Raw genomic sequence first — 13501 nt, 5'->3', positions numbered from 1 at the left:
ACGTCCGCGCGGCGACTTCCGCCAGCGGGCCAACCCGCGGACGCGGCTCCGCGCGTACCGTTGGACGCACCGTGATCCACCGGACCCTCACCGTCTCCGACGCGCCGCGCGCGATCGCGGCGTTCGCCGAGCGGCGTCTGTGCCCCGGCGCCGGAGCGTCCCTGCTGCTGGACGGCTGGCGCCTGGTCGGCGTCGCCGCCGACGTGCCCGCCGGCCGTGGCCGCCACGCGCTCGTCGACGGCCGGACGGTCGCCGTCTTCGCCGTCGGCGACCGCTACGCGGCGGTCGAGGCCGGCTGCGAGCACGACCACCTGCACCCGTTCGACGGGGTCGCCGAGGACGGCGAGCTGCGCTGCCCCGAGCACGGCTGGCGCATGGACGCGTGGAGCGGCGCCTGCGCGGCGGGCGGGCCGCCCGCGCGGATGCACGAGGCCACGGCCCGCGACGGGCTGCTGTACGTGCGCCTGCGCGGGGTCTGAGGGGCGCCCGGACGTCCGGCGCGCGCCGGGCGGGGCCGGCGGTCGCGCCGGCCCCGGGCACGGTCAGTAGGACACGTGGATCTCGGTGCGGCGGTTGAGCTGGCGGCCGTGCTCCGTGGCGTTCGAGGCCCGGGGCCCGCGCTCGCCGCGCGACACCTGCGTCGCGCGCGTCGCCCGCACGTGCAGCAGGCGGCCCAGCCGGTCGCAGACCGCGGAGGCGCGGGCCAGGCCCAGGCGCGCGTTGTAGGCGGCGCTCGACCGGGCGTCGGTGTAGCCGACGCAGCGGACCGCCCGCACGCCACGGAGCTTCCCGGCAAGGCGGTCCAGGTACCGCCGCTCGCCGGGCCGCAGCGCCGCGGACGCCGTGGAGAACAGCACCGGGCGCGGCACCGCGAAGCGCTTGGCGAGCACTCGGGTGCGCGTGCGCGCCACCTGCCGCGCGCCGTCGGCGCCGCGGACGGTGGCGGTCACGCGCACGAGCGCGCCGCCCGGGCGCGCGGCGAGGGCGCGGCCCAGGCCGGTCAGCGGCACGGCGACGCGGACCGTCGCGCGGCCGCGTCCGCGCGCCGTGCCGCGGCCGACGACGACGGCGCGGCGCTGGACGTCGGCGGTCAGGACGACGGCGCAGCGGTCGACCGTGGTGCCGCGGGCGGTGCAGGAGGCCACGACCGCGGAGGTGGCGATCGACCGAGCCCCGGCGGTGACCGCGACCGCGTGCCGGACGGGCGCCGGGGTGGCCGGCGCCGCCGGGGCGGCCGGGGCGGCCGGGGCGGCCGGCGGCGCGCTCGGCGCCGGCGGCGCGGGGGCTCCCGGCGCCTCGAGCACCGGCGCGGCGGCCGGCGCGTCGGCGCGGGTCACCGTGGCCGTGAAGGTCGCCTCCACGCCCTGGCCGTACGCGTCCGTGATGCGGTACGCCACGGCGCGCGCGGTGCCGCGGAAGCCGGCGGCGGCGACGAACGACACCCGGCCGGTCGCGACGTCGAGGGCATACGTGCCCTGCCCGGGGATCTCGACGACCGTCGTCGGCCGCCCGTCCGCATCGAGCAGGGTGACGCTGCCGCCGGCGGGCACCGCCAGCCGCCGCTCCAGCACGGCGTCCGCCGGTCCGCTGGCGGCCTCGTCGTCCGCGACGGGCAGCGGCGGCAGCGCCACGTGCGGCTGGTACGTCGCCTCTCCGGCCTGGTCCAGGTCGTCCGTCAGGCGGAAGCGCGCGCCCGCCGGATCGCCGGCGTAGCCGCGCTCGGGCGTGAACGTGATGGTCCCCGCCGCGCGGTCGAGCACGTACGTCCCGCCGGGCACCGTCAGGCGGTCGCCGAGCCCGTCGGGGCCGACGAGGTCCAGACGCGCGTTCGCGGGCACCTCCACCGTGGTGGTCTGCGGTGCGGCGCCGACGCCGTCGCTGCGGCGGTCCTGCGGCGCGGGCCGCGCCTGGACGCTGTACCGGACGGTCTGCTGGTCGGCGTTGCCGGCGGCGTCCTGGGCGTGGACCGTGAACGCGTGCGGGCCGGGCGTGGCCGTGTCGACGGCGGCGCCGTTCGCCACGGGGCCCTCGCACCGCGTCACCGCGGAGCGCTCGTCGGGGTCCGCGCACGCGTAGTCCGCTCGCACCGCCTGGTCCTGGCGCAGCACCGCGCCGTCGCGCGGGGCGGTGATCGTGATGCGCGGAGCGGCCACGTCGGGCGGCAGCGACACGTGCGGCGTGAGCGTCGCCTCGCCGGGCTGGCCGAGCGCGTCGGTCAGGCGGAAGCGCACCGCGTCCGGCGTGCCGGAGAAGCCGGCCGCGGGGGTGAAGGTGATCGTGCGCGTCGGGCGGTCGAGGACGTAGACGCCGCCGGTCACCTCGACCCGCGCGGTCGCGGCGCCGCCGGGGGCGACGAGGTCGAGGGTGGCGCCGTCCGGCACGTCGACGGTCGTGACCTGCGGGGCCGTGCCCACGCCGTCCGACGTCAGGTCCTTCGGCGCCGGGGGCGCCTGGACGGCGTAGCGGACGGTCTTCTGGTCGGTGTTGCCGGCGGCGTCCTTCGTCCGGACGGTGAACGCGTGGGGCCCGGGCGCCGCGGTGTCGACGGCGGCGCCGTTCGGCACCGGCCCCTCGCACTGCGTCACGGTCGACCGGTCGTCGACGTCGACGCACGCGTAGTCGGCGCGCACGTCCTGGTGCAGCCGCAGCAACGCGCCGTCGGCCGGCGCGTCGACGGTGATGCGGGGCGCGGCGACGTCGGCCGGCGCGGGCGCGACGGTCCAGTCGTAGGTGGCGTCCGGCCCGGTGTTGCCCGCGGCGTCGGTCGCCCGGACGGTCAGGCGGTGCGGGCCGACGCCGATGCCGGTGACGTCGTGCGGGCTGACGCACGGCGCCCAGGGGCCGTCGTCGAGTCGGCACGCGAACGTCGAGGGGGTCAGCGCGGTCGCCTCGTCGTCGGCGTGGAAGACGAAGCGCCCGGTGCCGGCGGTGGTGCCGTCGGCGGGGCCGGACGCGATCTGCGTGGTCGGCGCCGTCGCGTCGACGGCGACCTTCGCCTCGGCCGGGGCGTCGGTCGTGGCGAGCGTGGTGTCGATCTGGGTCTCGCCGGAGTGGGCGACGATGCGGTTGACCTTGACGCCCTCGCTGGCCGGCAGGACGACCTGGAAGCGCAGCGCCGCGGTGCCGGACGCGGGGACGTCGAACGGCGCGGCGAACGTCGCCACGCCGTCGGTGACGTCGGGGTCGGCGATGGCCTGGCCGGCGTAGCTGGCCGAGCCGGGCACGACGGTGGCGCCGGCGGGCAGCGTGTCCATGAGGTCGTCGAACGTCACCGGGGCGGTGCTGGCGTTCGTCACCGTCGCCGTGTACGTGACGGTGCGGTCGGCGAGGGTCGTGCCGACGGCGGTCCGGTCGGCCGTCAGGCCGAGCGTCAGGCGGTTCTCGACCGGCTCGATGGCGCCGAGGGCGTCGAAGTTGGCCGTGGAGGTGTGCGCCGGCGCCTGTCCTGCCGAGATGAAGCCGACGGGGGACAGGCGCGTCTGCGCCGTCGTGACGTCTGCGGCGCGGAACGTGTAGACGGCCGTGTAGGGCGTGTTGGCCGTGCTGCTCAGGCTGCTCGCCGGGATCTCGAGCTGGTCGACGTAGGTCGAGCAGTTGCTGCCGGCGGCCGGGCAGCCCGACTGCTGCAGGGTGATCGCGCTGTGGACCAGGCGCAGCGACCGGGCGGGGAACGCGTCCTTGCCGGCCGGCGAGAACGACATCACCTTCGCCGCGCCGATCGTGCCGGTGCTGCCCTTGACGGTCAGCGTGACGAGCCCGCCGAGCGTGGGCGTCGTCGTGGAGGACGTGATCGAGTCGACCTTGTTCGCGTTGTTGAAGTTGTTCGTCTCGACGGTCAGCGAGAACGGCTGCGCGGCGAGCTCGGTGCCGCCGAACCCGGGCTTGCCGGAGAACAGGCGGACGGTGTGGCCCTGCGCAGCGGTCGTCGGCGTCTTGGCGCCGAGGAACAGCGAGACGGTGCGCGACTCGCCCGCGGGCAGCGCCCCGACGTGGACGAGCCCGTTCTCTCCGGGGGCGAGGGTGGCGGTGCCGCCGGTGAACGTGTCCGCCCGCACCCAGGCGTCGCGGACGCTGGTCCCGGTGTCGTTCGTGACGACGTACATCGCGTAGGCGCCGAACAGGTAGCCGTTCGTCGCGGCCTGGTCGATGTAGAGCTTCGACGCCGACGTCCGCTGGATCGTCCAGGCGTCGGCCGTGGCGGGCAGCGCCAGGCCGAGGGCGGACGCGGCCAGCAGCGCCGCGGTCCGCGCCCAGCGGCGACGTGGGCGGCCGGCGAAGGGATGGGTGGTGTGGCGCATGCGGGCTCCGGGTCGGGGCCCGCCGCCGGTGCCGTGCGCGTGACGGCACGCCGACGGGCCGGCCCGGTGATCGGCCGTCGCTCGCCGCGTTGTACCCCGTCCGCGTCGCCGCGGACGGATGGCCCAGGGGCGTTGCCGGCCCCGCGGCGTCAGCCCTGGGTGCAGGGCGCGGCGACCGCCGGCGCGGCGGCGTCGACCTCGTCGCCCAGCCACGCGCCGACGTCGCGCGTGTCGTGCTCGGGCGCCCAGCCCGCCGGGCCCCGGCAGTAGCGGTGGCGCGGGCCGTCGGTGACGAGCTGCCGGAGCGCGGCGACGAGGCGTTCGGCGTCCTCGTGGCGCGACCCGACGCCGAAGCTGGCGCGCAGCGCGCCCGCGGGGTGGCCCAGGCGGGCGAGCAGCGGGTGGGCGCAGAAGCGGCCGTCGCGGACGCCGATCCCGTGCTCGGCGGAGAGGTACGCGCCGACGTGGCCGGGCGCGTAGCCGTCGACGGTGAACGCGACGACGCCGATCGCGTCGGGCGCGTCGTCCCAGATCGACAGCGCCTCGACGCCCGGCAGGTCCGCGATGCCGGCCAGGACGTGGTCGCGCAGCGCGGCCTCGTGGGCGGCGCGGGAGTCCTCGCCGTCCGGGCCCGCGAGCTCGTCGAGGGCGCGCAGGGCGGTGGCGATCGCCACGGCACCGACGAGGTTGGGCGTGCCGGCCTCGTGCCGCGCCGGGCCGGTCGCCCACTCCGTGTGCTCGACGGTCACCTCGCGCACCGCGCCGCCGCCGGCCAGGTACGGCGGGGCGGCGTCGAGCCAGTCGCCGCGGCCGACGAGGACGCCGGCGCCGTACGGCGCGTAGAGCTTGTGCCCGGAGAAGGCCAGGTAGTCGGCGCCGAGCGCGGTCAGGTCGATGCGGCGGTGCGGCGCGAGCTGGGCGGCGTCGAGCAGCACCCGCGCGCCGTGGGCGTGCGCGAGCTCGACGATCGTGCGCAGCGGCAGGACCTCGCCGGTGACGTTCGAGGCGGCGGTGATCGCCAGCAGCGCGGCCGGCCGCTCGGCGAGGGCGGCCTTCAGGCGGGCCAGGGTGCCGGCGACGGTGCGGTCGTGGGCGACGCAGCGGTGGCCGGCCGCGGCCTTCCAGGGCAGCAGCGTGGCGTGGTGCTCGACGTCGAGCGTGATCACGTCGCCGGCGCCCTGCGGGATCGCGCGGGCCAGCAGGTTGGTGGCGTCCGTCGTGTTGCGCGTGAAGACGACGAGGTCGTCGTGGCGGGCGCCCACCGCACGGTGGACGGTGGTGCGGGCCGCCTCGTACGCGGCGCTCGACGCCTGCGACGGCAGCCCCGCGCCGCGGTGCACGCTGCCGGCGTAGGGCAGCAGGCGGGTGACGCGCTCCGCGACGACGCCCAGCGCCGGCGCGGTGGCGGCGTAGTCGAGGTTGACGTAGCGGGCGGTGCGGCCGTCGAGCAGCGGGACGGTCAGGTCCGCGCCGACGACGGGCAGGAGGGGGGCGGCGTCCGGGGTCGCGACGGCGGGGCCAGCGGACGGGGTGGCGCCGGCGGACGGGGCGGTGCCGGCGGACGCGGCGTCGGCGGACGTCGGGGCGACAGGGGCGGTGGTGCTCATGGGGGTCTCCGTGGTGTTCCGGGACCCGCCTGTCGGGTCCGCGCTTGCTGACGCGAGACCACCGTGGCCGCGCGCGCCTGGTCCTCACCCGGGGCACCCCACCGCGGTCGGAGGGTTGCCGGCCAGCGAGCCGGGGCTTGGCGCTGGCGCTCTTGACCGCGGCCGACGATAGCGCGGCGCGCCGGCGCGTGCAAATACCCGACCGGGTTTACGCCATTTCGGGTGGACGGATGCGCGGGTGCGGGATTCGCGGGCGCGGCCGAGGGGGCGCGACGCGGATGGCGCCCCGCGGGTCGGGAGCGCGTGGGCGTACTGGAGACGGCACGTCATGCGGGAAGGTCGTGGCGGTGACGCGCGGGGCGCGCTCGCGTCACAGCAGCGGCACGCTCGCGTCGCACCGGCGGCACAGCCGCGTCACATCGGCGGCGCGCCCGCGTCACAGCAGCGGCGGCACGCCCGCGTCGTCACACGGGCGGCACGCCAGCGGTCATTCGGGCGGCCCAGCGTCGGGCGAGGGCGCTCAGGCGCGGGCGGACGCGAGGAGCAGGACGTCGGGGGCGGGCGGCCGGGGGCGCGCGAAGCCCGGCGCTCGGAGTGACGCGAAGCCCGGTCGACGCGGGCAGCGCGGCGTCGACGGTGAGGCGGAACGCCGCTCCTGGTGAGGCCGAAGACGCGGGTGAGGCGGCTTCCGGTTGCTCCTCGACGCCTTTCCGCCTCACCCGCGCGATCCGCCTCACCTGGCGCGCGATCCGCCTCACCGGCCGCCACCGCATCGCGCCTCACCGGCACCGCATTCCGCCTCGCGGGCAGCGCCTCAGGCCGCAGCCCGGGCCGCGTGGCGAACGGCCGCGCGACCAGCGCCAGCGCGCCCCGCCCCTACCGCCGCAGCAGCCGCACCGCGTGCGTCAGGACGGGCGCCAGGACCGGGAGCGCCTCGGCGGCCGCCTTCGGCGTGCCGGGCAGGTTGACGACGAGGGTGCGGCCGCGGATCGCCGCCACGCCGCGGGACAGGGGCCACGCGTGGGTGTGCTCGCGGGACTCCAGGCGCAGCGCCTCGGCGATGCCGGGGACCGGGCGGTCGCAGGCGTCGAGCGTCGCCTCGGGCGTCACGTCGTCGACGGTGCAGCCCGTGCCGCCCGCGGTGAGGACCAGGTCGCAGCCCTCCTCGTCGGCGAGGCGCGCGATCGCGGCGGCGACCGCGGCGCGGTCGTCGCGGACGCGGGTCTCGGCGGCCACGCGCGTGCCCAGCCCGGCCGCCAGGTCGCGCAGCGCCACCGTGCCCGGGTCGTCCGGCGGGCCCTCCGCGCGCGAGGTGCTGACCGTCACCAGGCCGACCGCGACCGGCGGGTCGAGCGGCCGCGCCGCGTCGCGGGCGCCCGGCCGGGCGTGCGCGGGCGAGGCCGCGCCGTCCGTGGCCGACGTCGGCCCGGCGGTCGGCGCGAGGCCTGCCCCCTCGGAGGTCACGGCCGCCACGGCGGTCGCGTCCGCGGCCGCCAGCGCGGCGTGGCCGGCCGAGGCCGCACGGGCCGCCGGCGGGGCCTCGTGCCCGTGCACCGCGCCCGCGCCCGCGTCGGTCGTCGCGGCCCCGGCCGCCCCGCGTCCGCGGAACCCCGGCTCCCACGGGGCCGGACCGGCGAAGTCGCCCGTCCGGCCGCCGCTCTTCGCCACGAGCGCGACGGGCCCCACGGCGATGCCCCGCTCGACGCCCTTGACCATGTCGTAGACGTTGATCGCGGCGACGAGCGCGGCGGTCATCGCCTCGATCTCGACGCCCGTCTTGCCGACCGTGCGCGCCTCGGCCTCGATCCGCACCTGGCCGGCGGCGGGCGCGACCTGGGCGCGCACGTCGACCTTCGTCAGCGGCAGCGGGTGCGCGAGCGGGACCAGGTCGGGGACGCGCTTGGCCGCGGTGATGCCGGCGATGCGGGCGACGCCCAGGACGTCGCCCTTGGGCAGGTCGCCGCGGCGGATCAGCTCGGCGGTCTCCGGCGTCGTCGACAGCAGCGCGGCGGCCACGGCGCGGCGCTCCGTCACCTGCTTGCCGCCGACGTCGACCATCGTCGCGCCGCCGTCCGGGCGCAGGTGCGGCAGGGCGCCGCCGGGATGGCGCTCGCCGGCCTCGCCGGACGCGCCCACGCCCTTCCCCGCGTCCGCCGGCGACGGAACGGTCCCCGCGACCCACTCGCGGCGATCCCCCTCGACCTCCTGCTTCCAGATCGGGGCGTCCGCCTTGATCCGGTCGAGCGCCTCGCGCGCCGCGTCGAACGCCTCGCCGCGGTGCGGGGCCGACACCGCCACGACGACGGCGGCCTCGGGCCACGGCACCGGGCCCACGCGGTGCTCGGCGGCGACGGCGCAGGCGCCGTGCTTGGCGGCCACGTCGGCCAGGATCGCCGCCATCCGGGCGCGGGCCATCTCCTCGTGCGCCTCGTAGTCCAGCTGCGGCACGTCGCGCGGGGTGCCCGAGAAGGTGACGATCGCGCCGGCCGCGCGGCGGGCGACGCGGGCGTGCAGCGCCGCCTGGTCGATCGGGCCGGCGACGACGGCCGCGTGCAGGTCGTCCGCCTCGGGCGCGCCGCCGCTGACGGGCGGGATCAGGGCCAGCTCGTCGCCGTCGCCCAGGACGACGTCGGGGCGGGCGTACTCCTGGTTGACGGCCAGCGCGACCGCGCGGTCGGGCAGCGGCGACGCCATGCCGAGCGCGGGCCACAGCGCGTCGCGGGCCTCGCCCGCGGTGGCGCCCTCGGGCAGCTCGAGCGTGGTGCGGCCGGTGCCGGCGCGCTCGCGCAGCGCGGCGAACAGACGGACGTCGATGCGGATGGTGGCCTCGCTCATGGACGGGGGACGACGGGAAGGACGGATGGCGCGTCGGCGCGGCGGCGCACGACGCGGAGAGACGACGCGCTCACAGGCGGGGGTGGTCGTGCACGGAGCCGCCCGCGTGCGCCCACGCGTCGGCGGGCTCGAGCGGGACCAGGTCGACGACGGCGCCGGCCTGCAGCTGCTCGTCGGGCGGCACGATCGCCAGGGCGTTCGCCGCGCCGAGCGACCCGAGCAGGTGCGACGCCTGGCCGTCGAGGATCGTCACGGCCAGGGTGCCCTCGCCGTAGACGGAGACGCAGGCGCGGCGCGCGGCGGTGCGGCCCGGCAGGCCCGTGGTGGGCGCGGTCAGCCGGCCGCGCAGCGGTGCCGCGGGCGGGCGGCCGAGCGCGGCGTCGAGCGCGGCGCGCAGCAGCAGCGTGGCGGTGACGAAGACGGACGCCGGGTTGCCCGGCAGACCGAGGACGGGCCGGGCGCCGTCCTCGCCGGGCAGCGTGCCCAGCCACGTCGGCTTGCCCGGCTGCAGCGCCACGCGGAACAGCTCGGCCCGCGCGCCCAGCTCGTCGAGCGCCGGACGGACGTGGTCGTGCGGCCCCATCGACATGCCGCCGCAGACGACCAGCAGGTCGCCGGACGCCCAGGCGATCGCGTCGCGGGTGACGTCGCGGTCGTCCGGCAGCGGCACGACCTCGGCCAGCTCGCCGCCCCAGGTGCGGACGAGCGCGGGCAGCACGACGCCGTTGACGTCGTGGACGTGGCCCGGCGGCAGCGCGGCGTCGGGGCCGGCGCCGCGCACGACCTCGTCCCCGGTGAGCAGGACGGACACCCGCGGGCGGCGGCGGACCGGCACCTGCCCGTGGCCGGCCCCGGAGAGCGGCGCCAGGTGGTGCGGGGCCAGGCGCGTGCCGGCTGGGACCAGGACGGCGCCGGCCGCGACGTCCGTGCCGGCGGGCCGGACGAACGCGCCCGGGGCGGCCGGGGCCGTGAAGGTCGCGCGGCCGCCGGCCTCGGTCACCTCCTCGTACGGCACGACGGCGTCGGCGCCGTCGGGCACGACCGCGCCGGTCGCGATGCGGATGGCGTCGCCCGGGCCGACCGCGGCGGCCGCCGGGGCGCCCGCGCGCGACTCCGCCGTGATCCGCAGCGCCACGGGGGCGTCGTCCGTCGCGCCGGCCAGGTCGGCGGCGCGCACGGCGAACCCGTCCATGCCCGAGCTGGCGAACCCCGGCAGCGCCCGGACGGCGCGCACGTCGGCGCTCGTCGTGCGGCCGAGCGCCTCGGCGATCGGCACGTGCTCGTGGCCGAGCGCGAGCGCGGCGCCCAGGCGGCGGGCGACGGCGATCGCGTCGCCCAGCGGCGTCAGCGGCGCCGTGCTCATCCGCCGATCGCGCTCATCGGCCGCGCCGGCGGACGGAAGCCCGGCTTGTGGATCTCGTGCCCCCACTGCTTCGCCGCGACGGCGCCGCGGATCAGCGCGACCAGCTCGTCGTCGGACGCCCCGCCGCGCAGCGCCGCGCGCAGGTCGGTCTCGTCGTGGGCGAACAGGCAGGTGCGCAGCTGGCCGTCGGCGGTCAGGCGGATGCGGTCGCAGTCGCCGCAGAACGACGCCGTGACGGACGAGACGAAGCCGACGTGGCCGCCGCCGTCGAGGAAGCGCCACACCCGGGCGGTAGACGAGCGCTCGCGCGGCAGCGCCTCGACGGGCCAGCGCGCGTGGATGATCTCGCGCACCTCGTCGCCCGTCAGCACGTGGTCCTCGGTCCAGGCGCCGTCGGCGTCGAGCGGCATGACCTCGATGAACCGCAGCTGCAGGTCGCGTTCGCGGGCGAAGCCGACCAGGTCGACGGCCTCGTGCTCGGTGATGCCGCGGAGCGAGACGGCGTTGAGCTTGATCTGCACCCGGTCGCGGTACGGGTCGAGCGCGGCCAGCCCCTTCAGCACCGCGGGCAGCACGTCGCGCCGCGTCAGCTCGGCGAAGCGCCGCTGGTGCACGGAGTCGATGGAGACGTTGAAGCGCCGGACGCCCGCGGCGACGAGCGCGTCGGCGTGCCGGTGCAGGAGCACGCCGTTCGTCGTCATGGAGATCTCCTCGATCCCCGGGACGGCGTCCAGGCGCTCGATCAGCGCGGGCAGGTGGGCGCGCGCGAGCGGCTCGCCGCCCGTCACGCGGACGGTGCTGACGCCCAGCCCGGCCAGCACGCGGACCAGGCGGACGGTCTCGTCGTCGTCCAGGCGCTCGTCCTTCGGCAGCCAGGCGATGCCCGACTCGGGCAGGCAGTACGTGCAGCGCAGGTTGCAGACGTCCGTGACGGACACGCGGACGTCGCGGATCGTGCGGCCCCAGCCGTCGACGAGCGGCTCGGCGACGCGGCCGGGCGACGCGGCGGACCGCGTGGCGGGCACGCTCATCGGGGGCCTCCGGCGGCGGGTCGACGGGTGCGGGAGGGACGGAGCGGACGCACGGCGCGGCGGGTCGGGGGGAGCGCCGCCCGGGGGCGGCGGCGACCGCCCCTAGTGTGGCAGAGGACCCGCGGGCGACCGACGGGCCGCGATCCGGCGGGCGCCACGTGGTATCCACCGGCGGTGCCGCCCGTCCGCGCCTCCGCCACGATCAGCGACCTGCGGGCGTTCGTCCACGCCGTCGACCTGGGGTCGGTCGGGCGCGCCGCCACGCGGCTGGGCCTGACCCAGCCGTCGCTGTCCAAGCGCCTGCGCAGCCTGGAGGACGTCGCGGGCGTGCGGCTGCTGCACCGGTCCGCCGCGGGCGTCGACCCGACCGCCGCGGGCCGGCGGCTGCTGCCCGACGCGCGCCGCCTGGTCGCCCAGGCCGACGTCGTCGACGCGCTGCTGGGGGACCTGGCCGAGACGACCGAGCCGCTGCGGGTGAGCGCCAGCCCCGCGTTCGCGGAGCTCGTGGTCCCGGCGGCGATCGCGTCGTTCGCCCCCGACGGCGCGCCGCGGCCGATCGAGCTGACCGTCGCCAACTCGGCCGTCGTCCGCTCCCACGTCCAGGCGGGCCGCGCCGACGTCGGCGTCGCCGCCGCCGACCTGGACGAGGACCTGGAGCGGGACGGCCACGTGCCGCTGCTCGAGGACGAGGTCGTCGTCGTGGTGTCGCCCGACGACCCGTGGGCCGCGCTCGACGCGATCCCCGCGGCCGAGCTCGCCGCCCGGCCGCTCGTCGGCCGCGACCCCGGCGCCCACATCCGCACGACGCTCGACCGGGCGCTGGCCGGCATCGGCCTGACGCTGGCGCCGCCGGTGCTCGAGGTCGGCTCGCCCGCCGCGGTCAAGGCCGCGGTGCGGGCACGCGGCGTGCCGGGGATCCTGTCCCGCCACGCCGTCGACGAGACCCGCGACGGCCTGCTCGTGCGCAGCGTCGCCGGCGTGGAGCTGCGGCGGCGCTGCTGGGCGCTCGTCGGCGCGGGGGCCGGGCCGGCGGCCCGGACGTTCGCCGAGCACCTGCGCGCGAGCGCCGCGGTGCCGGAGTAGGCGACGACCCGCACTACGCCGCCGCGCCCGCCCGCACGCCGTCCTCGCGCCGCGCCGGCCGCTCGAGCAGCAGGAGGACGCCGAGCGCCGTCGCCGCCAGGACGGCCAGCAGGACGAAGCCCAGGGCGTAGCCGCCGGTCGCGCCCTTCACCACGCCCATGACGAGCGGCGGGAAGAAGCCGCCCAGGCCGCCGGCCGCGCCGACCACGCCCGTGACGGCGCCGACCTCCTGCGGGAACCACTCGGCGACGAGCTTGAACACCGCACCTGTGCCGAGGCCGAAGGCCAGGCCGATTGCCAGGCAGCAGCAGGCCAGCGGGAGCATCTGCTCGTACGTCAGCCCCAGGACCACGGCCAGGAGCGCGGTGGCGCCGAGCGACCCGCGCAGCACGCGCCCCGCCCCGAGCCGGTCGGCGAGCCAGCCGCCGAGCGGCCGCCCGACGACGGCGAGCAGGGCGAAGCCCGCGGCCCGGGTGCCGGCGTCCGTCTTCGTCAGCTCGTGCACGCCCGTCAGCAGCTTGGGCAGGTAGAGGAACATCGCGACGAACCCGCCGAACGCGACGAAGTAGAAGAGCGTCAGCGCCCACGCCCGCCCGGACGTGCGGAAGACGGCGAGCGGGGCGAGCAGCGAGCCGGACCCGCCGGCCGGCGGCGCGGCGTCGCGGGCCACGGCGACGAACACCAGCCCGACGAGCGCGAGCAGGACAGCGGCGACGACGAACGGCACGGTCAGCGACGTCGCGTCCGCGATCCGCGGCGCCGTCAGCGCCGCGACGACGGTGCCGCCCATCCCCATCCCGTACAGGCCGAGCGCGGCGCCGCGGCGCTCCGGGGCGTACCAGCCGTTCACGAGCGGGACGCCGACGGCGAAGGAGGCCCCGGCGATGCCGAGCACCAGCCCCAGGACGAGGATCGTCGCGAACGCGGAGTGCAGCAGCGCCAGCCCGGCGACCGGGACGATGCTCGCCGCGATCAGGATCGCGAAGACGCGCCGGCCGCCGTGGCGGTCGGCGAGCAGCCCGAACGGCACGCGCAGGATCGCGCCGAGCAGGACGGGCACCGCGACCATGACGGCCGACTGCAGCTCGCTCAGGCCGAGCTGCCGCTCCAGGTCGGGGGCCAGCGGACCGAGGAGGCTCCAGGCGTAGAAGCAGACGCCGAACGCCAGGGTGGCGATCAGCAGGTTGCGGGTGTCGCCCGCGCGCCGGGCGGGCGTCGCCGCGTCGGCGGGGCCGGCAGGGTCCGGGCGGTCGGGGCTCGTCGTGCGCATCAGGTCATTCACTT

General features: G+C 78.3%; 8 protein-coding genes and 1 riboswitch. Of the genes, 2 read left to right on the top strand and 6 right to left on the bottom strand.

What is annotated here, in order from left to right:
* Positions 1–71: 71 nt before the first annotated feature.
* A complete protein-coding gene (locus J3P29_RS17885; protein ID WP_210495612.1) occupies positions 72–479 on the top strand; it encodes a Rieske 2Fe-2S domain-containing protein in 408 nt (135 codons plus the stop codon).
* Positions 480–542: 63 nt separating this feature from the next.
* Here J3P29_RS17885 and J3P29_RS17880 read toward each other — a convergent pair whose 3' ends face one another.
* The 5 genes from J3P29_RS17880 to moaA form a co-directional block, all read right to left on the bottom strand.
* Positions 543–4298 (bottom strand): OmpA family protein, encoded by a 3756-nt coding sequence (locus J3P29_RS17880; protein WP_210495611.1) that lies wholly within the window; start codon positions 4296–4298, stop codon positions 543–545.
* Between the two features lie 149 nt (positions 4299–4447).
* Complete coding sequence (locus J3P29_RS17875; RefSeq protein WP_210495610.1) at positions 4448–5905, bottom strand: aminotransferase class V-fold PLP-dependent enzyme; 1458 nt, start codon at positions 5903–5905, stop codon at positions 4448–4450.
* Positions 5906–5940: 35 nt separating this feature from the next.
* Positions 5941–6063, bottom strand: a riboswitch (SAM riboswitch).
* Between the two features lie 718 nt (positions 6064–6781).
* A complete protein-coding gene (gene moaC / locus J3P29_RS17870) occupies positions 6782–8740 on the bottom strand; it encodes a cyclic pyranopterin monophosphate synthase MoaC (protein ID WP_210495609.1) in 1959 nt (652 codons plus the stop codon).
* Positions 8741–8810: 70 nt separating this feature from the next.
* Complete coding sequence (gene glp / locus J3P29_RS17865) at positions 8811–10103, bottom strand: gephyrin-like molybdotransferase Glp (RefSeq protein WP_210495608.1); 1293 nt, start codon at positions 10101–10103, stop codon at positions 8811–8813.
* Positions 10100–11134, bottom strand: a complete 1035-nt coding sequence (gene moaA / locus J3P29_RS17860; protein WP_210495607.1) for a GTP 3',8-cyclase MoaA — start codon at positions 11132–11134, stop codon at positions 10100–10102. Before moaA ends, glp begins: the two co-directional genes overlap by 4 nt.
* 174 nt (positions 11135–11308) lie before the next feature.
* Between moaA and J3P29_RS17855 the strand changes: the two genes are divergently transcribed.
* Positions 11309–12217, top strand: coding sequence for a LysR family transcriptional regulator (locus J3P29_RS17855; RefSeq protein ID WP_210495606.1), 909 nt, complete (start codon positions 11309–11311; stop codon positions 12215–12217).
* A 13-nt stretch (positions 12218–12230) separates the two neighbouring features.
* On the opposite strand, the gene J3P29_RS17850 is transcribed toward J3P29_RS17855, so the two are convergent.
* Entirely contained in the window at positions 12231–13487 is a 1257-nt protein-coding gene (locus J3P29_RS17850) for an MFS transporter (protein WP_210495604.1), read from the bottom strand.
* Positions 13488–13501: the final 14 nt, after the last annotated feature.

The organism is Patulibacter sp. SYSU D01012 (assembly GCF_017916475.1).
Taxonomy (GTDB): Bacteria; Actinomycetota; Thermoleophilia; order Solirubrobacterales; family Solirubrobacteraceae; genus Patulibacter.
This window is presented reverse-complemented; position numbering and strand designations above follow the sequence as displayed.